Raw genomic sequence first — 20,415 nt, 5'->3', positions numbered from 1 at the left:
GAGGCGAGTCCGCTTACATCAGCTTGGCGGCCGACGCGGACTTCGCCGCACGACCAGGCGTAGCCGACGACGAGTTCTGCGCAGGCGCGCCCGACCCGGTGCCCGCGTTCTGCTGGATGATGCGCGCGATTTCCTGATCGGCCTGCGCGCCGTAGTTATCGAACACGTTGGTCTGATACACCGTGTTCTGCGCGTTGGCGAGCTGTCCGCCTTGCTCGTTCTTGATCGTCACGTCGACGTTCATCGAGAGACCGATGCGCAGCGGGTGCTCCTGCAGTTCCTTCGGATCGAGCTCGATGCGAACCGGCAGGCGCTGCACGACCTTGATCCAGTTACCCGTCGCGTTCTGCGCGGGCAGCAGCGAGAACGCCGAACCCGTGCCGGCCGAGAAACCGATCACCTTGCCGTGGAAGACCACGCCGGAGCCGTACAGGTCGGCCGTCAATTCGACCGGCTGGCCGAGGCGCATGTGCTTCAGCTGCACTTCCTTGAAGTTCGCGTCGACCCATACGCCGTTGAGCGGCACGATCGCCATCAACGGATTGCCCGGCGACACGCGCTGGCCGACCTGCACCGAGCGTTTCGCGACATAGCCCGTCACCGGCGCGGGCAGCGTGTTGCGCGCGTAGTTGATGTACGAGTCGCGCACCTTCGCGGCGGCGGCGAGCACGTTCGGGTGATCGGCGATCGTCGTGTTGGCCGTGAGCGAACGGTTCGACGCGAGTTCCTGCTGGGCCGCATCGAGCGAGGCTTGCGCGCCGCGCACGGCGTCGCGTGCGTGCGAGATTTCTTCCTGCGACACGGCGCCCGTTTGCGCGACCGTCATGCGGCGCTTCAGGTCGTCCTGTGCGCGTTGCAGGTCGGAGCGGCGCAGCGCGATCTGCGCTTCATACTGGTTGTTGTTGACGAAGAAGGTGCGCACCTGGCGCACGGTCTGCGCGAGATTCGCTTCGGCCTGATCGAGCGCGACCTTGGAGTCGGCCGGGTCGAGCGCGACGAGCGGATCGCCCACCTTCACGGTCTGCGTGTCGTCCGCGTTCACGGAGATCACCGTGCCAACCACTTGCGGCGTGATCTGCACGACGTTGCCGTTGACGTAGGCGTCGTCCGTGCTTTCGTGGAAGCGCGCGACGAGGAAGTAGTACAGCCCGTACGCGACAGCCGCGATGATGATGACGAGCACGATCAGCGTCATCAGCATGCGGCGCTTGCCGTTGCTTTGCTTCGGCGCGGGCGCGGCGGCCGCGGTTTGTTGAGGGTCGCTCATGAAAGACTCCGAATATTGCGTTTTGGTCCTGATGCGTATTCTTGTGTGCGGCTTATTTCGACGGCGCGGCCTGCGCGGTCGTCTGGCTCTGTCCGCTGCCGTCGATCGCGAGATTGGTGCTCGTCGCATCGAACCCGCCGCCGAGCGATTTGATCAGCGCGATCTGCAGGTCGGTGCGTTTCAGGCGCAGATTCGTGACCGTCTGCTCGTTCGCGAGGCGGTTCGAGTCGGCGTTGAGCACCAGCAATTGCGGCGAAAGCCCGGCCTTGTAGCGAATCACCGCCAGCTGATAGGCGCTGGCCGCCGCCGTGAGCGCGCGCTGGGCATCGGCCATTTGGCGGTCGAGCGCGCGGATGGCCGAGATGTTGGTCGCCACGTCGCTCAGCGCGTTGATGAGCGTCTGATTGTAATTCGCGACATCGCCCTCGAAGTCGGCGTAGCGGCCTTTCAACTGCGCGCGCAGGGCGCCTGCATCGAAGATCGGCAGATGCACCGCCGGCCCCGCCTGAATCTGGCGGCTGCTCGCCTGCAGGAAGCGGCCCCAGCCGAACGCGTCGAAGCCGAAGCCCGCGGCGAGGTTGATGTCGGGGAAGAACTCGGCTTTCGCTTCCTTGATATTGTGCGTCGCGGCTTCGACCTGCCAGCGCGCGGCGACGATATCCGGGCGGCGCGCAACGAGATCAGCGGGCACGTTGTCGGGCAGCGTCACGTTGACGTTCGGGTCGATGGCGGGTTTCGCGATCTGCATGCCGCGATCCGGACCTTTGCCGAGCAGCGCCGCCAGTTGATAGCGCACCGATTCGATCTGGCCGTCGAGTTCGGAGAGGTTCGTCTGGCTCGTGGCGACGTTGCCTTCCGCCGTGCGGCGCTCGACGTTGGTGTCGAGGCCGGCGGCGACGCGCCCGTTCGTGATGCGCCCCACATCCTGCCGATTCGCGATTTCACGCTGAGCGACATCGCGCAGCGCGTAGAGCAGCGCGAGCTGGTTGTAAGTGCGCGCAACCGACGTCGCGAGCGTCACGCGCGCCTGCTGGAACTCTGCCTCGGCTGCTTTTTGCTGCGACACGGCCATGTTCAGGCGCGCGCGGTTCTTGCCCCAGAGATCCAGTTCCCACGATGCACTCGCCAGCACGTTGTTCTCGCTGAACCATGTACCGCCGTAGGGCGGTGGGAAAAGGGCGTTGGCCGAGTACAGCTCGCGGGTCCACGAATACGATCCGTTGACTTTCGGATAGAGCGCCGAGCGCGATGTCTCGATATACGAAGACGCCTTCGCGATGCGCGCCTGCGCCTGCGCGAGCGTCGGGCTGTCCGCGAGCGCCTCGTCGATCAGTTGCGGCAACTGCGGATCGCCGAACTGCTTCGACCAGTCGAGCGCGGGCCACTGGCCGCCTTGCCCCGGCACGCTTTGCGCGGCTTCGAAGTTCTCGGGCGCGGCCACGTTCTTGCCGCTCGAAATGCCCGCATAGTTCGCGCAGCCCGCGACCGCGAGCGCGGCCACGGCTGCCGCGACGGCGTGCTTCGCGCGGCTGGCCGGATGCGGCGCGGACAGGGAGAGGAGTTTCATATCTCGTCTCTTGAGAAGAGAATTAAAGATGGACGTTGCAATCATTGTGTAGGCTTGCGGCGGCAAATATGCTTGTCATCGCAATGACGTGGCGGGCTTTTCGCTGCCGCCGAGCAGTGATGCGACCGACGGATCGCACGAGTTCGCCAGAATGCGCCGGAGCATGCTTTTCAGGAAGCCCACTTCCTCGGGCGTGAAGCCCGCCAGCAGGTGATCCAGTACGCGCGTGAAGATGGCGGGAATCTTTTCGGCTGTGGCGTGGCCTTCGTCCGTGAGCGCGAGACGCACGACGCGCCGGTCTTCCTCGCTGCGCAGCCGCGAAAGCAGCCCGCGCTTCTCCAGCCGGTCGATCAGACGCGTGACGGCGCTTGCGTCGATGCCATATTCGCGCGCGATATCCGCCGCCGTCAGGCATTTGCCGACCGCCAGCATGAACAGGATGCTCGCCTGCGTGCTCGTGATACCCAGCTCGGAGGTCGTGTGCTGCGTGACCATGTTCCACATGGTCGAGCGCACCCGGCTCATCAGGTAGCCGACGCTCTCGGCGAGCACGTAGTCGCCGATCGCCGGGGATTTCGGGGCGTCGCTCATGTAGATATTTGTGCGCTTGCAATAGTTGACTAGGCAGGATTATAGGTGTGCGTTTCAGTCGCGGCAAGAAACTTTTATGAAAATGCTTAACAATCCGTGCGTGCTGACTCGGGTGCGCTAGGCGGGGCGCCGCGTCGCGGTTTGTGCACAGAACTTACGGGTTGAGTCCTATTGCAAGGAACAGTCATCCGTGCGTGCTATAATTTTGGGTTCTCACCGCGCCGGGCCCGTTAAGTTCATGCATGTCTGCATGATGGTTCAAGAGGGGCTGCCGAGCCATGGAGTCTCACAGGAGGCTCGCTCCGTCGGCGCACAACCAAGACACTTTCTATGACTCGCGCCCTCCGCAATATCGCCATCATTGCCCACGTCGACCACGGCAAGACCACGCTCGTCGACCAGTTGCTCCGCCAGTCGGGCACGTTCCGGGAAAATCAACAGGTCGCCGAGCGGGTCATGGACTCGAACGACATCGAAAAGGAACGTGGCATCACGATCCTGGCGAAGAACTGCGCCGTCGAATACGAAGGCACGCACATCAATATCGTCGATACGCCGGGACACGCGGACTTCGGCGGCGAAGTGGAGCGCGTGCTGTCCATGGTCGACTCCGTGCTGCTGCTGGTTGACGCAGTCGAGGGCCCGATGCCGCAAACGCGCTTCGTGACCAAGAAGGCGCTTGCGCTCGGCCTCAAGCCGATCGTCGTGATCAACAAGGTGGACCGTCCGGGCGCGCGTATCGACTGGGTGATCAACCAGACCTTCGATCTCTTCGACAAGCTCGGCGCAACAGAAGAACAGCTCGATTTCCCGATCGTCTACGCGTCGGGCCTGAACGGCTACGCGAGCCTCGACCCCGAAGCGCGCGAAGGCACGATGCGCCCGCTCTTCGAAGCGATCCTCGAACACGTGCCGGTGCGCCCGGCCGACCCGGACGGTCCGCTGCAACTGCAAATCACCTCGCTCGACTACAACTCGTACGTCGGCCGTATCGGCGTGGGCCGCGTCGCGCGCGGGCGTATCCGTCCGGGCATGGCGGTCGCCGTGCGCTCGGGTCCGGAAGGCGCGATCCTCAATCGCAAGATCAATCAGGTGCTGTCGTTCCACGGTCTCGAACGCGTGCAGGTGGAAGAAGCGCAGGCGGGCGATATCGTGCTCATCAACGGTATCGAGGAAATCGGCATCGGCGTGACGATCTGCGCACCCGAGCAACCCGATGCGCTGCCCATGATCACCGTCGACGAACCGACGCTCACAATGAACTTCCTCGTGAACTCGTCGCCGCTCGCGGGCAAGGAAGGCAAGTTCGTCACGAGCCGTCAGATTCGCGACCGCCTGACCAAGGAACTGAATCACAACGTGGCGCTGCGCGTGAAAGACACGGGCGACGAAACCACGTTCGAAGTGTCGGGCCGCGGCGAATTGCACCTGACCATTCTCGTCGAGAACATGCGCCGCGAAGGCTATGAACTCGCGGTGTCGCGTCCGCGCGTGGTGTTGCAGGACATCGGCGGCGTGAAGCACGAGCCGTACGAGAACCTGACCGTCGATATCGAAGACACGCACCAGGGCGGCGTGATGGAAGAACTCGGCCGACGCAAGGGCGAAATGCTCGACATGACGTCCGACGGCCGCGGCCGCACGCGTCTCGAGTACCGTATTTCGGCGCGCGGTCTGATCGGCTTCCAGAGCGAATTCCTGACGCTCACGCGCGGCACGGGTCTGATGAGCCACACGTTCGATTCCTACCAGCCGGTCAAGGAAGGCTCGGTCGGCGAGCGTCGCAACGGCGTGCTGATTTCGCAAGACGACGGCGCCGCTGTCGCCTATGCACTGTGGAAGCTGCAGGATCGCGGCCGCATGTTCGTGACGCCGGGCGATGCGCTGTATGAAGGCATGATCATCGGCATTCATAGCCGCGACAACGACCTCGTCGTGAACCCGATCAAGGGCAAGCAGCTGACCAACGTGCGCGCGTCCGGCACCGACGAAGCCGTGCGCCTCGTGCCGCCGATCCAGCTTTCGCTGGAATACGCGGTCGAGTTTATCGACGACGACGAACTCGTCGAAGTCACGCCGCAGTCGATTCGTCTGCGCAAGCGTCATCTGAAGGAACACGAGCGTCGCCGCGCAAGCCGCGAGGCAGGCGCGGAGTAAGCGGAGCCAGGCTCCGGTCGCATCGCGAACGAGTATAACGACACGAGCCGCCTTCGAGCGGCTTTGTCGTTTTGCGCAGCATACTAAGGACCCTTGCGGATCCCGAAACAGCCCGCACATGCCTGTTGTGCAAAGGGCGAGAGGGGCATGCCCATGCGGCGATCGGTCATATGACGATTGGTTCTGTGCTATGCTTCTCGGATTAGCTGTCGCTTTTTAGGTCCTTCCAAGCAGACTTGATTCGCGCAATCCGCTAAACGGTCAGGCCGTGGCGCGGAAGGTTTCGTAACCCGCACTTCCTCGAGAAACTCGAAGAAAGGTGAGCGTAAAATGATGAAGCAATTCCAGTCGAACTCTTATTTGTTCGGCGGTAATGCTCCGTACGTCGAAGAGTTGTACGAGCAATATCTCGATAATCCCGCGTCAGTGCCCGAGACCTGGCGAGCCTATTTCGACGCGTTGCAGAACGTGCCCGCATCCGACGGCACGGCTCACAACGACGTGGCCCACGGCCCCATCGTCGAATCGTTTGCCCAGCGCGCGAAGGCCAATGCCTTCCTCCCTCGCGAAAGCACCGGCGACCTGACGACCGCGCGCAAGCAGGTCTACGTTCAGTCGCTGATCGGCGCATATCGCTTCCTCGGCACGCAATGGGCCAATCTCGATCCGCTCAAGCGGCGCGAGCGTCCCGCCATCCCCGAGCTCGAACCCGGTTTCTACGACTTCACCGAAGCCGACATGGACCAGGTGTTCAACGCGAACAACCTGTATTTCGGCTTCGAGCAGGCGTCGCTGCGCGACATCGTCAAGGCGCTGCGCGACACGTACTGCGGCACGATCGGCGCTGAGTTCATGTACATCAGCGATCCCGAACAGAAGCGCTGGTGGAAGGAGAAGCTCGAATCGATCCGCTCGACGCCGAACTTCTCGAACGAAAAGAAAAAGCACATCCTGAATCGCCTGACGGCCGCCGAAGGCCTCGAGCGTTTCCTGCATACGAAGTACGTCGGTCAGAAGCGTTTCTCGCTGGAAGGCGGCGAGAGCTTCATCGCGTCGATGGACGAGGTCGTCCGTCACGCGGGCGCGAACGGCGTGCAGGAAATCGTCATCGGCATGGCTCACCGCGGGCGTCTCAACGTGCTGGTCAACACGCTCGGCAAAATGCCGGCGGACCTGTTCGCCGAATTCGAAGGCAAGCACGTCGATGACCTGCCGGCCGGCGACGTGAAATACCACAAGGGCTTCTCGTCGGACGTCTCGACCGAAGGCGGCCCGGTTCACCTGTCGCTCGCATTCAACCCGTCGCACCTTGAAATCGTGAATCCGGTGGTCGAAGGCTCGGCCAAGGCGCGTATGGATCGTCGCGGCGACGAAGAAGGCCTGCAAGTGCTGCCGGTGCAGATCCACGGCGACGCCGCCTTCGCGGGCCAGGGCGTCGTGATGGAAACGCTGAACCTCGCGCAGACGCGCGGCTACGGCACGTACGGCACGCTGCATATCGTCATCAACAACCAGATCGGTTTCACTACGTCGGATCCGCGCGACTCGCGCTCGACGCTGTACTGCTCGGACGTCGTCAAGATGATCGAGGCGCCGGTGCTGCACGTGAACGGCGACGATCCCGAGGCCGTCGTGCTCGCCACGCAGCTCGCGATCGAGTTCCGCATGAAGTTCCACAAGGACGTGGTTGTCGACATCGTCTGCTTCCGCAAGCTTGGTCACAACGAGCAGGACACGCCGGCGGTCACGCAGCCGCTGATGTACAAGACCATCGCGAAGCATCCGGGCACGCGCGCGCTGTACGCGGAAAAGCTGGTGCAGCAAGGCGTGATCACCGCCGAAGACGCTGACAACTACGTCAAGGCGTATCGTCAGGCGATGGACGAAGGTCACCACACGATCGATCCGGTGCTCTCGAACTACAAGAGCAAGTACGCGGTCGACTGGGTGCCGTTCCTGAACCGCAAGTGGACCGACGCCGCCGACACCGCCGTGCCGCTCGCGGAACTGAAGCGTCTCGCCGAGCGCGTCACGACCATTCCGGAAAACTTCAAGCTGCATCCGCTGGTCGAGCGCGTCATCAACGACCGCCGCGCAATGGGCCGTGGCGATGCGAAGCTCGACTGGGGCATGGGCGAGCACCTCGCGTTCGCATCGCTGGTGGCATCGGGTTATGCGGTTCGTCTGACGGGTCAGGACTCGGGCCGCGGCACGTTCACGCACCGCCACGCGGTGCTGCACGATCAGAACCGCGAGCGCTGGAACGACGGCACCTACATTCCGCTGCAAAACATCGCGGAAGGTCAGGCCAAGTTCACGGTGATCGACTCCGTGCTGTCCGAAGAAGCAGTGCTCGGTTTCGAGTACGGTTATTCGACGGCCGAGCCGAATACGTTCGTCGCATGGGAAGCGCAGTTCGGCGACTTCGTAAACGGCGCGCAAGTCGTGATCGATCAGTTCATCTCGTCGGGCGAAGTGAAGTGGGGCCGCGTCTCGGGTCTCACCATGCTGCTGCCGCACGGCTATGAAGGCCAGGGTCCGGAGCACTCGTCGGCACGTATCGAGCGCTTCCTGCAACTCTGCGCGGATCACAACATGCAAGTGGTCCAGCCGACGACGCCGGCTCAGATGTTCCATCTGCTGCGCCGTCAGATGATCCGCTTGTTCCGCAAGCCGCTCATCATCTTCACGCCGAAGTCGCTGCTGCGTCACAAGGAAGCGGTGTCCGATCTGTCGGAACTGGCGAAGGGCTCGTTCCAGCCGGTCATCGGCGAAGTGGACGAAGCGATCGAAGCGAAGAAGGTCAAGCGCGTGATCGCGTGTTCGGGCCGCGTGTATTACGACCTCGTCGCGCATCGCCGCGAAGCGAAGAGCAACGACGTCGCGATCGTGCGTATCGAGCAGCTGTATCCGTTCGCGCACAAGCAGTTCGACGCGGAAATCAAGCGCTTCGAAAACGCGACCGAAGTGGTCTGGGTGCAGGACGAGCCGCAGAACCAGGGCGCCTGGTTCTACGTCGAGCACCATCTGCGTGAAGGCATGCGCGAAGGCATGAAGCTGGCCTACAGCGGCCGTCCCGCTTCGGCTTCGCCCGCGGTCGGCTACTACGCGAAGCACTACGAGCAGCAGAAGGCGCTCGTGGAAGGCTCGTTCGGCCGCCTGAAGGGCGCGCAGGTCATCGCGAAGTAATCGTTGCTTGATGGGACCGGGCGAGCCGAGCTTGAAAACGGCGTCCCCGGTCACCTCGCTCGTACACATACAGACACGCATCAGGACAATACTGAAATGGCTATCGTAGAAGTCAAGGTTCCCCAGCTTTCCGAGTCGGTCTCGGAAGCGACCATGCTGCAATGGAAGAAGAAGCCGGGCGAGGCTGTCGCCCAGGACGAAATCCTTATCGAAATCGAGACCGACAAAGTCGTGCTCGAAGTGCCCGCGCCGTCCGCCGGCGTGCTCGCGCAAGTAATCAAGCATGACGGCGATATCGTCACCGCCGACGAAATCATCGCGAAGATCGACACCGAAGCGAAGGCCGGCGAAGCACCCGCCGCAGCCGCCGCCGGCGACGCAGAAGTGAAACCCGCGCCGGTCGCGGAACCCGCCGCTGCCGCCGCCGCTGCTCCGGCCGCCGCCGCGCAGGCTTCGACGGGCGGCGCAACGTCGCCGGCCGCAACGAAGATCCTGGCCGAGAAGGGCGTCTCCGCCGACCAGGTCGCAGGCTCGGGCCGTGACGGCCGCATCACCAAGGGTGACGCGCTCGCCGCTTCCGCGTCCGCGCCCGCTGCGAAGGCTGCCGCTCCGGCTCCTGCACCCGCGCCCGCGCGCACCGCGAAGCCCTCGCTGCCGCCGGTGGCCGCGCCCGCATCGGCCGATCAATGGCTCAAGGATCGCCCGGAACAGCGCGTGCCGATGTCGCGTCTGCGTGCGCGTATCGCCGAGCGTCTGCTCGAATCGCAGCAAACCAACGCCATCCTGACGACGTTCAACGAAGTCAACATGGCGCCGGTCATGGATCTGCGCAACAAGTACAAAGACCGCTTCGAGAAGGAACATGGCGTGAAGCTCGGCTTCATGTCGTTCTTCGTGAAGGCCGCCGTCCACGCGCTCAAGAAGTTCCCGCTGGTGAACGCATCGATCGACGGTAACGACATCGTCTATCACGGCTACTTCGACATCGGTATCGCAGTCGGTTCGCCGCGCGGTCTGGTGGTGCCGATCCTGCGCAACGCAGATCAAATGAGCCTCGCCGACATCGAAAAGAAGATTGCCGAATTCGGTCAGAAGGCGAAGGACGGCAAGCTGTCGATCGAAGACATGACCGGCGGCACGTTCTCCATCTCGAACGGCGGCGTGTTCGGTTCCATGCTCTCGACGCCGATCATCAACCCGCCGCAGTCCGCCATTCTCGGCGTGCACGCGACGAAGGAACGCGCGGTCGTCGAAAACGGCCAGATCGTGATCCGCCCGATGAACTACCTCGCGCTGTCGTACGACCACCGCATCATCGACGGCCGCGAAGCCGTGCTGTCGCTGGTCGCCATGAAGGACGCGCTGGAAGATCCGGCCCGTCTGCTGCTGGACCTGTAAGCATCAACGCTAGAACGGCCGAGTGGCGCGCGCGATAGGCTCGCGCGCGCCATGCAAGGCACGCTCCGCAAGAGCGGAGTCAGACCAAAGGAAAGTCATGTCCAAGGAATTTGATGTCGTCGTGATCGGCGCGGGCCCGGGCGGCTATATCGCGGCGATTCGCGCAGCGCAACTCGGCAAGTCGGTTGCGTGTATCGAGAAGTGGAAGAACCCGGCCGGCGCGCTGAAGCTCGGCGGCACGTGCCTGAACGTGGGCTGCATTCCGTCGAAGGCGCTGCTGGCGTCGTCGGAAGAATTCGAAAATGCGTCGAAGCATCTGGCCGATCACGGTATCAGCGTGTCGGACGTGAAGCTCGATGTGTCGAAGATGCTGGCGCGCAAGGACGGCATCGTCGAGAAGATGACGAAGGGCATCGAGTTCCTGTTCCGCAAGAACAAGATCACGTGGCTCAAGGGTCACGGCAAGTTCACCGGCAAGAATGCTGCCGGCGTGCAGATCGAAGTGTCGGGCGAAGGCGAGACCGAAACCGTGACCGCGAAGAACGTGATCATCGCGACGGGTTCGAAGGCGCGTCATCTGCCGAACATTCCGGTCGACAACAAGATCGTCGCGGACAACGAAGGCGCGCTGTCGTTCGACGCCGTGCCGAAGAAGCTCGCTGTGATCGGCGCGGGCGTGATCGGTCTGGAACTCGGCTCGGTGTGGCGTCGTCTCGGCGCGGACGTCACCGTGCTCGAAGCGTTGCCGCAATTCCTGGGCGCCGCGGACGAATCGCTCGCCAAGGAAGCCGCGAAGCAGTTCAAAAAGCAAGGCCTCGACATTCATCTCGGCGTGAAGATCGGCGAAGTGAAGACGTTGCAGGGCAACGAAGGGGGCGTGTCGATCGCTTACACGGATAGCACGGGCAACGCGCAAACGCTGGAAGCCGATCGCCTGATCGTGTCGATCGGCCGCGTGCCGAACACCGACAATCTCGGTCTGGAAAGCATCGGCCTGAAGGCCAACGAGCGTGGTTTCATCGACGTCGACGACCATTGCGCGACGAGCGTGCCGAACGTGTACGCCATCGGCGACGTGGTGCGCGGCCCGATGCTCGCGCACAAGGCGGAAGACGAAGGCGTGGCGGTGGCGGAAATCATCGACGGTCAGAAGCCGCATATCGACTACAACTGCGTGCCGTGGGTCATCTACACGGAACCGGAAATCGCGTGGGTCGGCAAGACGGAACAGCAGCTCAAGGCCGAAGGCCGCGAGATCAAGACCGGTCAGTTCCCGATGATGGCCAACGGCCGCGCGCTCGGCATCGGCAAGGCTGAGGGCTTCGTCAAGATGATCGCGGACGCGAAGACCGACGAAATCCTCGGCGTGCACGTGATCGCCGCGGACGCGTCGGATCTGATCGCGGAAGCGGTCGTCGCGATGGAGTTCAAGGCTGCGTCGGAAGATATCGGCCGGATCTGCCATCCGCATCCGTCGCTGTCGGAAGTGATGCGTGAAGCGGCGCTCGCGGTCGACAAGCGCGCGCTGAACATGTAAGACGGCTCGGCTTCGGGCAAGGCATCGCAACGAAGGCGAGCGGGTCAAACCGCTCGCCTTCGTCACTTTCAAGCACACCAGACGCGGCATCATGAACGTCACCGAATACTACGAAAACGAACTGCGCACGCGGGGTTATCAATCGGACGAGGCGCAGCTCGCGGCGGTCATGCGGCTGCAGCGCTGCTTCGACGAGTGGGTCGCGTACAAGTCGCGCCGCTCCAATGCGATCAAGAAGTTTCTCGTGCATCCGGATTTGCCGCGCGGCGTGTACATGTGGGGCGGCGTCGGGCGCGGCAAGAGCTTTCTGATGGACAGCTTCTATGCGGTCGTGCCGGTGCAGCGCAAGACGCGGCTGCATTTTCACGAGTTCATGCGCGAAGTGCATCGCGAACTGGAGGAGTTGAAAGGGCAGGCCGATCCGCTCGACGAACTCGCGCGGCGCATTGCGAAGCGATATCGGCTGATCTGCTTCGACGAATTCCACGTCTCCGATATCGCCGACGCAATGATCCTGTATCGACTGCTCGACCGTCTTTTCAAGAACGGCGTGCAGTTCGTGATGACGTCCAACTACGAGCCCGACACGCTGTATCCGGAAGGGCTGCATCGCGACCGGCTGCTGCCGGCCATCGAGTTGATCAAGGAGCATCTCGACGTCCTCAACGTCGATGCCGGCACCGACTACCGCAAGCGCACGCTCTCGCAGGTGCAGGCGTATCACACGCCGCTCGGCGCCGCCGCCGACAAGGCATTGCGCGCCGATTTCGCGAAGCTCGCGGCAGTGCCCGACGAAAGCCCGATCCTGCATATCGAAAAGCGCGAGATCAAGGCGCTGCGCCGCGCGGACGGCGTCGTGTGGTTCGATTTCGCGACCCTGTGCGGCGGCCCGCGCTCGCAAAACGATTATCTCGAGCTTGCGAACCGGTTTCACGCGGTGATCCTCTCGGATGTGCCGCAGATGACGCCGCGCATGGCGTCCGAGGCGCGCCGCTTCACGTGGCTCATCGACGTCTTTTACGACCACAAAGTGAAGCTGCTGATGTCGGCGGCCGTGCCCGCGGAAGAGCTGTATGTCGAAGGACCGATGGCCAACGAGTTCGCGCGGACGGTGTCGCGCATCGTCGAAATGCAGTCGAAGGAGTATCTGGAGGCGCCGCGGCGCGTCGCGGATATTTCGCTGACCTAATACGAGAATCAAAAATCGGCGGATAGCCAAACGGCATAAGGCTTCTCGGACTTTTTCAGGATTCGGAGCGATCTGATTTGCGGGCATTCCGGTACTCGGTATTGTCGATACCGGTTATCAGTCAGCAAATTGGAGAATCTAGTGAAGCCCTATCGCGACATGTCTGACGAGGAATGGCAGATGGTTGCCCCTCTGCTACCCGAACTGCGTCCGCGCACGGAGTTACGCGGCAGGCCGCTCGCGAACACGCGCGCCGTGCTCAACGGCGTGCTCTGGGTCATGTATAGCGGCGCGTCGTGGTCCACGTTGCCCCGCAAGTACCCGTCCTATCAAACGTGCCATCGGCGCTTCAAGGCGTGGCACGAATCGGGCGTACTGTTGCGCGTGATGAGCCAGTTGTTCGGTCCGGCGGGAGAGTCGCTCTACGCGCTGATGACATCGCGCATGCGTGTGTCGGCGGAACTCGGGCTCGGCAATGTCGAGATCCAGCCGGAGAACATGCCGGAGCGTCGCGCGGCGTAAGCCTGAGGTTGGCGCGTTCGCCCTGAAAAAAGCCGGCCGCAGACGTCTGTCTGCGGCCGGCTTTTTCGCTTGTTCGGCGCAATTCGTTATGGCTGGCGCACCCAGGTTTGCGACCGCCCGAGAAGCGACACGCCGATATACCCGCGCACCACGAGCTTCTGTCCGCCGTCTTCGAGTTTCATCTTGCATTTGTAGAGCTTGCCGTTTTCGGGATCGAGAATCTGGCCGCTGTCCCACGTATCGCCGTTCTGCCGCATGCCGGTGATGATCGTCATTCCCTTGACCAGTTGATCTTTTCGCTCGTCGGTGCAGGCGGTGCAGCGCCGTTCGGGCTGATCGAATTCGCCGATGCCGCGCACGACCTTGCCCGAGAGCTGGCCGCCGTCGTCGACGATCTGGATGACGGCTTTCGGCTTGCCCGTCTGGTCGTCGATGGTCTGCCAGGTGCCCACGGGCGTCGCCGATTGCGCGAGCGCACTCGCCGCAAGCAGGGCGCCCAGCGCGCCCGCCACGAGGCGCGCGCCGCGCCGGCCGATGGAACGGGTCATGTTCTTGTCTCCTTGTTTTGATCGTGATCGGTTTGCCCGGCGCGCTTGGCGACGGCGCCGGGCCGACTCAGCATACGAGAAACCGATTGCCGCGTTTGGGAGGAAACGCTCTAGCGTCGCCGCGCGTCTTTTAAAGACCGCGCTTCAGTGCCGCTTCGAGCGTGGCGAAAGTGCGCTCGTCGGTGCGCTCGAAGTGCAGCGGCGTGACCGACACGCGTTTGGCCGCGATCGCCGCCGTCTCGCTATCGGGCGAATTCGGGCGCGGGCCGCGCTGAAAACGCAGCCAGTGATAGTCGATGCCGCGCGGATCGACTTCCGCGACCACGTCGATGCCTTCCACCAGCCCCACGCCTTGCCGCGTCACGGTGAGCGGACCGGCGGCGGACGCATCGCAATCGGGGAAGTTGACGTTAAGGCACGTCGGCGCGTCGTGGGCGATGGCGAGCAACTGACGGATCACGCCCGGCGCGAGCGCACGCGCGGTGTCCCAGCGCACGTTCTCGCGATCGCGGAAAGTCTGACTGAGCGCAATCGACGGCAGGCCGAGCAGCAGCCCGGTCATCGCGGCGCCGACGGTGCCGGAGAACATCGTCTCGACGCCCAGATTCGCGCCGCGGTTGATGCCGGAGAGCACGAGCGTCGGCGGCGCGTCTTTCATGATGTGGCGCGCGCCCATCACGACGCAGTCGCCGGGCGTGCCCTGCACGCCGAAACGCCGCTCGCCCTTGCGCGACACGCGCAGCGGCGAATGCAGGCTGATGGAATGCGAGGTGCCGCTCTGATCGTGTTCGGGCGCGATCACCCAGACTTCGTGCGCGAGTTCGGCCGCAACGGCTTCGAGCACGGCGAGGCCGGGCGCGTCGATGCCGTCGTCGTTGGTGATGAGCACACGTTGCACGATGGGTTCAAGGGCGGACATCGCGAATCACTCCTGGTCGATAATGAAAGGTATCGACCAATTATTACAGAGTCCGCGTATCGAAGCGTCTGACGACTTGTCAGCTCACTTGACGCCGAGTCCGCGCAGCACCGCGTTGCCGTCTTCGGTCAGGCGCACTTTCGGGCCGCCCGCATCCGGCGAGACGATCTCGACGTAACCGTATTCCTGCAGCGAGGCGACATCGGGCGTGGCCGCCATCGCGTCGATGGGCGCGTGAAACAGCAACAGCAGCGTGGCGATTTCGTGATGGCTCAACAGCCTTTTGATGGCTCGCACGGGAGCCGAAGCCGGACGGCGGAGATTCATGACCGAATTCCTCAAATTACATGACGATATGCGGCGCACAGAATTCGATGCGGTGCGCTGACCTTGATGTCGATGGAGTGCGGGCAGGTTATCGGCCGACTCTTAGGCGAAACTTAAAATGCGCGGTGCGCGCGTCCGCCGGTTGTTACATCGCGTGTCACGTCGTCAGCGGGCGCTTCATTGAGTGCATCGGTCAGAAACGATAGTCGGGATTCTTTGGGTCGAACGTCAGATCGTCGAAGGCTTTGGGCTCGACGCGCTCGAACGCGACGCTTTCGAAAATATTGCCGTCGTTGTCGAACGATTCGAGCGTGCGAATGAGCGGGCGCTCCAGATCGAGACCGAGCACTTCCTTCTTCGCGTAGAACTCGGGCTGCCCGGTCGGCGTTTCGTACGTCAGCAGGACGACGCGCACGCCATGCACGATCTTCACGTCGATATCGGTCGGCTTGGTGATGCCCGCTTCGGCGAACTTGTGTCCTTCGTCGATGAAGTGCTGGGTCATCGCCTCGATACCAAGCTCGCGGATCGAATGATTCGACTGCGCGCGGGCGAGCGCGCCGTTCACCGATGCCCACATCGGCACGACGCCCAAAAAGCCGCCGAGATGGCCGTAGAGTTCGTCGGGGCGTTTGGAATCGTCGTAGATGACTTCCTGGCCCGCGTGCGCGCCATCGGGCAGCCATTTTGCGTAGATGCGCAGCGGCTCGCGCGTGACGCGCACGAGCATGTGATCCGCGCGCTTCGGCCACTTGCCCTTGATGCGCTCGCGCCGCCACATCGTGAACTCGTAGGACGCGTAGCCGCTCAGGCCTTCCTGCAAGTAGCGCGGCAGCGTGCCCGGGTCGAGGGCGCGGAAGAGGGCGACGATTTGCGCGTCGTCGAGTTTCGCCAGCGTGCCGCTCGCCGCGGCTTTCAAAAGCCATTGCACTTGCTGCGCGACGCCGAGCCCGCCGATGCCGGATGTCTGCGGCGCCGCCCTGACCGGTTCGTCGGCGGATGTCTGGGCGAGCGCGGGGCAGGCCGCGAACGCGACATATGCACACAGGTTCGCGCAGGCGAACCGCAAGTCCGAGGCCCAGCGGTGTCGCGCACGCGGCATGTGCTTCTCCCGAAGCTAATCTTGCGGTTTCGAACCGGCCTCATGTGCATCGCGTAATTCGCGCCGCAGCACCTTGCCGATCGTAGTCTGCGGCAGCGAATCGCGGAATTCGACGAACGCGGGCACCTTGTAGCCGGTCAGGTGCAAACGAGCAAACTTCAGCAGTTCTTCCACCGAAAGCGATTCGTCGCGCTTCACGACGAACACTTTCACGCGCTCGCCCGTCACCGGATCGGGCACGCCTATCGCGGCCACTGTGCGCACTTTCGGATGCGCCGCGAGCACGTCTTCGATTTCATTCGGATACACGTTGAAGCCCGACACGATCATCATGTCTTTCTTGCGATCGATGAGCCGGATGACGCCGCGCGCATCCATCACGGCGATGTCGCCGGTCGCGAGCCAGCCGTTCCCGTCGATGACTTTCGCCGTCTCTTCCGGGCGATTCCAGTAGCCTTTCATCACCTGCGGGCCTTGCACGCAGAGTTCGCCCGCTTCGCCGATATCCGCCCACGTGCCGTCGTCGCGGCGCATCCGCACGTAAGTAGACGGCACGGGCAGGCCGATCGTTCCATCGAATGCGTGCGGGCCGTGCTTATCGGGCGCATCGGGCGCATTGAGCGCATTGCGCACATCAAGCGGCGTCGCGCAGACGAGCGGCGAACATTCGGTGAGCCCGTAGCCTTCGACGAGCGTCTGGCCCGTCATCGCGCGAAAGCGCTCGGCAACGGCGCGCTGCGTCGCCATGCCGCCCGCCATCGCGAGCTTGAGCGCGGAGAAGTCGCGCGTGCGGAAGGCTTCGTTGTCCATGAGCGCGCTGTAGAGCGTGTTGAGCGCGGTGATTGCCGTAAAGTTTTCATGACGCAGCGCGCGCATGAGCGCCCGGATATCGCGCGGATTGACAATCAGCACATTGCGCGCGCCGATGCTCAGAAACGAGAGCGCGTTCACCGTCAGCGAATAAATGTGATAGAGCGGCAGCGGCGTGACGACGATCTCTTTTTCGTCGACGAGCCGTCCGCGCGCCCACGCCAACGCCTGCAACACGTTGGCGATGACATTGCGATGCGTGAGCATCGCGCCCTTCGCGGTGCCCGTGGTGCCGCCAGTGTACTGGATGAACGCGATATCGCCGTGTCCGATGCGCACCGGGTCGAACGGGCGGCGCGCACCGCGCGCGAGCGCTTGCGGCAGGCGCACGGCATCGGGCAGCGAGTACGCGGGCACCTGCTTTTTCACGTGACGCAGGATCAGGTCGATAGCGCGGCCTTTCAGGTTGAGACCGTCGCCGAGCAGATCGCCGAGCCCGGTCACGACAATATTCCTGAGGCGCGAGCCGGGCTGCGCGTTCTGCACCGTTCTGGCGAAATTCTCGAACACGACGATAGTTTGCGCGCCGCTGTCCTTCAGCTGATGGCTCAGTTCGCGCACCGTATAGAGCGGATTCACGTTCACGACGATCGCGCCCGCGAGCAGCGTGCCGAACAACGCGACGGCGTAGGCGAGCGTATTGGGCATCATCAGCGCGACGCGGTCGCCGGGCTTCACGCCGCACGCCTGCAAATACGACGCGAACGCATGCGCCTTGTCGCCGAGCGCGGCAAAGCGCATCTCGGTGCCGAGGCTCACGAACGCGACGCGATCCCGGAAACGCCCGACGCATTCGTCGAAGAAATGCGCGAGCGAGCGATAGCGCGACGGATCGATCTCGCGCGCGACATCGGGCGGATACGACGCGTACCAGATGCAGTCGGTCGCGTGCGGCTCGATCGTCCCGCGCGGCGCTGCCTGTCCCGGGCTCATGTGGTGTCTCCGTTGGCGCGCCGCGTTTTCGTCGACGGCGCGCCTTATTTTTTCCGACTCAACGCTCGAGTATCGCGACGACGCCCTGGCCGCCGGCCGCGCAAATCGAGATCAATCCGCGCAGCGGCTTGCCGTCGCTGCGCGCGGGCGCTTTCGCGAGCATCTTGGCGAGCGTGCCGACAATGCGTCCGCCCGTCGCCGCAAACGGATGACCGGTCGCGAGCGAACTGCCGTTCACGTTCAGGCGCGCACGTTCGATCGAACCGAACGGCGTATTCAGGCCGAGCGCGGTGCGGCAATATTCGTCGTCTTCCCACGCGGCCAGCGTGCATAGCACTTGCGCCGCGAACGCCTCGTGAATCTCGTAGAAATCGAAGTCGGGCAGCGCGAGCCCGGCGCGCGCGAGCATCGGCGGCACGGCGTAGGCGGGCGCCATCAACAGGCCTTCGCGCTTGTTGAAAAAATCGACGGCGGCGCTCGCCGAGTAACTGAGATAAGCCAGCACCGGCAGGCCACGCTCGGCGGCCCATTGCTCGGACGCGAGCAGCACGGCCGATGCGCCGTCGGTGAGCGGCGTCGAGTTGCCTGCGGTGAGCGTGCCCGCGTCGCGATCGAAAACCGGCTTCAGTTGCGAGAGCTGTTCGAGCGATACATCGGGGCGCAGCGTGTTGTCGCGCGTGAGGCCCTTGTACGGCGTCATCAGGTCGTTGAAGAAGCCGCGCCCATACGCCGCCGCCAGCTTGCGATGACTCTCCTGCGCCAGCGCGTCCTGCGCCTCGCGCGCGATCTTCCAGCGTTTGGCCATCAGCTCGCAATGCTCGCCCATCGAGAGGCCGGTGCGCGGCTCCGCGTTGCGCGGCAACAGCGGCCTGAAGAACATGCCGGGCCGCAGCTTCGCGAGTGCGCCGACGCGCGCGCCCGCCGAGCGTCCGCGATTCGCTTCGAGCAGGATCTTGCGCATGCGCTCGTTCACGGCGATGGGCGCATCCGACGCGGTATCGACGCCGCCCGCGATGCCTACATCGATCTGTCCGAGCGCGATCTTGTTCGCGACCAGAATCACCGTTTCGAGGCCGGTGCCGCAGGCTTGCTGCACGTCGTAGGCGGGCGTTTCCTTCGCGAGCGTGGTCGAGAGCGCGGCTTCGCGCGTCAGATTGAAATCGCGCGAATGCTTGACGACCGCGCCCGCCGCGACTTCACCCAGGCGCATGCCGTGCAGATCGAAGCGATCGACGAGTCCTTGCAGCGTGAAGCTCAGCATGTCCTGATTGGATGCGCTCGCATAAGCCGTGTTCGAGCGCGCGAATGGAATGCGGTTGCTGCCGACGATCGCCACCCGCCGCACGCCGCCGCCGCCGACGATGCTCATGGCAACTCCCATTCGAAATGGCCGCGCAGATGCGGACGGTCGCCCGCGAGATCGCGCACTTCGAAATCGCGCGCGGTGGGCGAGGGCGCGGCGCTCCAGAGTGTCGCGTCGCCGGGCAGGTAGAGCGGCGTCTTGAAGTCGCCGTGCGCGTATCCCGTGGCGAGCGCTTTCACCGGATGCAGCGCCGCCAGCGTGCGCGCGAGCGTCCACATGCCGTGCGCGATCGCACGCGGAAAGCCGAACGCCTTCGCGGTGAGCATATGCAGATGAATCGGATTGAAGTCGCCGGACGCCTTCGCGTAGTCGCGTCCGAGCTGCGGCGGCAATTGCCAGCGCGCTTCGCGGGCGAGCAGCGGCACGCGCGCGGGGATATCGGGCGCATCGGATACGGTGGAAGGCGCGGCGCTTTCGCTGCGCGCGCCGCGTTTCAGATAGATGCTGTCGCCATCCCACACGGCTTCGCCGCGCCGGTAAATGCGCGTATGCAGCGTGAACGCGTGGCCCTTCTGATGCGGCACGAGCGGCCCGCATTCCACCTCGATGCGCAAGCTCTGACCCGCGGCAAGCGGCCGCCGCAGCCGCACGCTGTTGGCGAGATGCACGACGCCGAGCGCGGACCACGGAAACGACGGATCGGTCAGCATCATCAGATGCAGCGGAAACGCGAGCACGTGCGGGAAGGTGAGCGGCACGCCGTGCTCGGGAATGAAGCCGCACACGCGCGCATAACGGCCGATATGCTCGGCGTCCAGCCTGACGTCGGGGCGCACGAGGCGCAGCGCGGGCAGTTCCTGCGAGCGCGTGCGCCTGAAGAGCCCGGGCAGCGCGCGTCCGTAGAGCTTCGCGGGCGGCGGCAGGGTGTCGATGACGACGGTGCGGGCGCGCGGCAGGGTCGATGCGTGCATGCGGTCTGGGCTCCTCATGTCTCCG

Annotated in this window: 16 protein-coding genes; 6 read left to right on the top strand and 10 right to left on the bottom strand. The window is 63.9% G+C overall.

Annotated features, from left to right (window positions below):
* Nucleotides 1-13: 13 nt before the first annotated feature.
* The 3 genes from BRPE64_RS08000 to BRPE64_RS07990 all read right to left on the bottom strand — a co-directional run bounded on the left by BRPE64_RS08000 (nucleotide 14) and on the right by BRPE64_RS07990 (nucleotide 3,425).
* Complete coding sequence (locus BRPE64_RS08000; RefSeq protein ID WP_016345578.1) at nucleotides 14-1,267, bottom strand: HlyD family secretion protein; 1,254 nt, start codon at nucleotides 1,265-1,267, stop codon at nucleotides 14-16.
* Between the two features lie 52 nt (nucleotides 1,268-1,319).
* On the bottom strand, nucleotides 1,320-2,834 hold the full coding sequence (locus BRPE64_RS07995; RefSeq protein ID WP_016345577.1) for an efflux transporter outer membrane subunit: 1,515 nt from the start codon (nucleotides 2,832-2,834) through the stop codon (nucleotides 1,320-1,322).
* A gap of 75 nt (nucleotides 2,835-2,909) precedes the next feature.
* Nucleotides 2,910-3,425: a MarR family winged helix-turn-helix transcriptional regulator gene (locus tag BRPE64_RS07990; protein WP_016345575.1), complete on the bottom strand. Its 516-nt coding sequence runs from the start codon at nucleotides 3,423-3,425 to the stop codon at nucleotides 2,910-2,912.
* Nucleotides 3,426-3,755: 330 nt separating this feature from the next.
* On the opposite strand from BRPE64_RS07990, the gene typA reads away from it, so the two are divergent.
* The 6 genes from typA (at nucleotide 3,756) to BRPE64_RS07960 (ending at nucleotide 13,417) form a co-directional block, all read left to right on the top strand.
* The gene (gene typA, locus BRPE64_RS07985) at nucleotides 3,756-5,582 is read left to right on the top strand and encodes a translational GTPase TypA (RefSeq protein ID WP_016345573.1); all 1,827 of its coding nucleotides are present in this window, start codon (nucleotides 3,756-3,758) and stop codon (nucleotides 5,580-5,582) included.
* Between the two features lie 330 nt (nucleotides 5,583-5,912).
* Complete coding sequence (locus BRPE64_RS07980; protein ID WP_016345572.1) at nucleotides 5,913-8,771, top strand: 2-oxoglutarate dehydrogenase E1 component; 2,859 nt, start codon at nucleotides 5,913-5,915, stop codon at nucleotides 8,769-8,771.
* Between the two features lie 96 nt (nucleotides 8,772-8,867).
* On the top strand, nucleotides 8,868-10,169 hold the full coding sequence (gene odhB / locus BRPE64_RS07975; RefSeq protein WP_016345571.1) for a 2-oxoglutarate dehydrogenase complex dihydrolipoyllysine-residue succinyltransferase: 1,302 nt from the start codon (nucleotides 8,868-8,870) through the stop codon (nucleotides 10,167-10,169).
* A gap of 97 nt (nucleotides 10,170-10,266) precedes the next feature.
* Entirely contained in the window at nucleotides 10,267-11,706 is a 1,440-nt protein-coding gene (gene lpdA, locus BRPE64_RS07970) for a dihydrolipoyl dehydrogenase (RefSeq protein ID WP_016345570.1), read from the top strand.
* Nucleotides 11,707-11,797: 91 nt separating this feature from the next.
* Nucleotides 11,798-12,895 carry a cell division protein ZapE gene (gene zapE, locus BRPE64_RS07965; RefSeq protein ID WP_016345569.1) on the top strand — a complete coding sequence of 366 codons (1,098 nt, stop codon included), beginning with the start codon at nucleotides 11,798-11,800 and terminating at the stop codon, nucleotides 12,893-12,895.
* Nucleotides 12,896-13,054: 159 nt separating this feature from the next.
* Entirely contained in the window at nucleotides 13,055-13,417 is a 363-nt protein-coding gene (locus tag BRPE64_RS07960) for a transposase (protein WP_269765226.1), read from the top strand.
* A gap of 86 nt (nucleotides 13,418-13,503) precedes the next feature.
* Here the strand turns inward: BRPE64_RS07960 and BRPE64_RS07955 are convergent, their stop codons facing one another.
* The 7 genes from BRPE64_RS07955 to BRPE64_RS07925 form a co-directional block, all read right to left on the bottom strand.
* The gene (locus BRPE64_RS07955) at nucleotides 13,504-13,965 is read right to left on the bottom strand and encodes a DUF2147 domain-containing protein (RefSeq protein WP_016345567.1); all 462 of its coding nucleotides are present in this window, start codon (nucleotides 13,963-13,965) and stop codon (nucleotides 13,504-13,506) included.
* Nucleotides 13,966-14,095: 130 nt separating this feature from the next.
* On the bottom strand, nucleotides 14,096-14,884 hold the full coding sequence (surE, locus tag BRPE64_RS07950) for a 5'/3'-nucleotidase SurE (RefSeq protein ID WP_044041387.1): 789 nt from the start codon (nucleotides 14,882-14,884) through the stop codon (nucleotides 14,096-14,098).
* Nucleotides 14,885-14,968: 84 nt separating this feature from the next.
* Nucleotides 14,969-15,211 carry a hypothetical protein gene (locus tag BRPE64_RS07945; RefSeq protein ID WP_044041386.1) on the bottom strand — a complete coding sequence of 81 codons (243 nt, stop codon included), beginning with the start codon at nucleotides 15,209-15,211 and terminating at the stop codon, nucleotides 14,969-14,971.
* A gap of 193 nt (nucleotides 15,212-15,404) precedes the next feature.
* The gene (locus BRPE64_RS07940; protein ID WP_016345564.1) at nucleotides 15,405-16,313 is read right to left on the bottom strand and encodes a DUF1571 domain-containing protein; all 909 of its coding nucleotides are present in this window, start codon (nucleotides 16,311-16,313) and stop codon (nucleotides 15,405-15,407) included.
* Nucleotides 16,314-16,328: 15 nt separating this feature from the next.
* Nucleotides 16,329-18,116, bottom strand: a complete 1,788-nt coding sequence (locus tag BRPE64_RS07935) for a long-chain-fatty-acid--CoA ligase (RefSeq protein WP_016345563.1) — start codon at nucleotides 18,114-18,116, stop codon at nucleotides 16,329-16,331.
* Nucleotides 18,117-18,174: 58 nt separating this feature from the next.
* A complete protein-coding gene (locus BRPE64_RS07930; RefSeq protein ID WP_016345562.1) occupies nucleotides 18,175-19,485 on the bottom strand; it encodes an acetyl-CoA C-acetyltransferase in 1,311 nt (436 codons plus the stop codon).
* Nucleotides 19,482-20,390 carry a MaoC family dehydratase gene (locus BRPE64_RS07925; protein ID WP_016345561.1) on the bottom strand — a complete coding sequence of 303 codons (909 nt, stop codon included), beginning with the start codon at nucleotides 20,388-20,390 and terminating at the stop codon, nucleotides 19,482-19,484. The genes BRPE64_RS07930 and BRPE64_RS07925 overlap by 4 nt, the downstream gene beginning before the upstream one ends.
* Nucleotides 20,391-20,415 lie beyond the last annotated feature (25 nt).

The organism is Caballeronia insecticola (genome assembly GCF_000402035.1).
GTDB classification, from domain to species: domain Bacteria; phylum Pseudomonadota; class Gammaproteobacteria; order Burkholderiales; family Burkholderiaceae; genus Caballeronia; species Caballeronia insecticola.
The sequence above is the reverse complement of the archived record's forward strand: the minus strand, read 5'-3'. Positions and strand labels throughout refer to the sequence as shown.

Bases quoted from the DNA above. Each gene is read 5' to 3' on its own strand.
- BRPE64_RS08000 (WP_016345578.1), bottom strand. From the start codon at position 1,267: ATGAGCGACCCTCAACAAACCGCGGCCGCCGCGCCCGCGCCGAAGCAA.
- BRPE64_RS07995 (WP_016345577.1), bottom strand. From the start codon at position 2,834: ATGAAACTCCTCTCCCTGTCCGCGCCGCATCCGGCCAGCCGCGCGAAG.
- BRPE64_RS07990 (WP_016345575.1), bottom strand. From the start codon at position 3,425: ATGAGCGACGCCCCGAAATCCCCGGCGATCGGCGACTACGTGCTCGCC.
- typA (WP_016345573.1), top strand. From the start codon at position 3,756: ATGACTCGCGCCCTCCGCAATATCGCCATCATTGCCCACGTCGACCAC.
- BRPE64_RS07980 (WP_016345572.1), top strand. From the start codon at position 5,913: ATGATGAAGCAATTCCAGTCGAACTCTTATTTGTTCGGCGGTAATGCT.
- odhB (WP_016345571.1), top strand. From the start codon at position 8,868: ATGGCTATCGTAGAAGTCAAGGTTCCCCAGCTTTCCGAGTCGGTCTCG.
- lpdA (WP_016345570.1), top strand. From the start codon at position 10,267: ATGTCCAAGGAATTTGATGTCGTCGTGATCGGCGCGGGCCCGGGCGGC.
- zapE (WP_016345569.1), top strand. From the start codon at position 11,798: ATGAACGTCACCGAATACTACGAAAACGAACTGCGCACGCGGGGTTAT.
- BRPE64_RS07960 (WP_269765226.1), top strand. From the start codon at position 13,055: ATGTCTGACGAGGAATGGCAGATGGTTGCCCCTCTGCTACCCGAACTG.
- BRPE64_RS07955 (WP_016345567.1), bottom strand. From the start codon at position 13,965: ATGACCCGTTCCATCGGCCGGCGCGGCGCGCGCCTCGTGGCGGGCGCG.
- surE (WP_044041387.1), bottom strand. From the start codon at position 14,884: ATGTCCGCCCTTGAACCCATCGTGCAACGTGTGCTCATCACCAACGAC.
- BRPE64_RS07945 (WP_044041386.1), bottom strand. From the start codon at position 15,211: ATGAATCTCCGCCGTCCGGCTTCGGCTCCCGTGCGAGCCATCAAAAGG.
- BRPE64_RS07940 (WP_016345564.1), bottom strand. From the start codon at position 16,313: ATGCCGCGTGCGCGACACCGCTGGGCCTCGGACTTGCGGTTCGCCTGC.
- BRPE64_RS07935 (WP_016345563.1), bottom strand. From the start codon at position 18,116: ATGAGCCCGGGACAGGCAGCGCCGCGCGGGACGATCGAGCCGCACGCG.
- BRPE64_RS07930 (WP_016345562.1), bottom strand. From the start codon at position 19,485: ATGAGCATCGTCGGCGGCGGCGGCGTGCGGCGGGTGGCGATCGTCGGC.
- BRPE64_RS07925 (WP_016345561.1), bottom strand. From the start codon at position 20,390: ATGCACGCATCGACCCTGCCGCGCGCCCGCACCGTCGTCATCGACACC.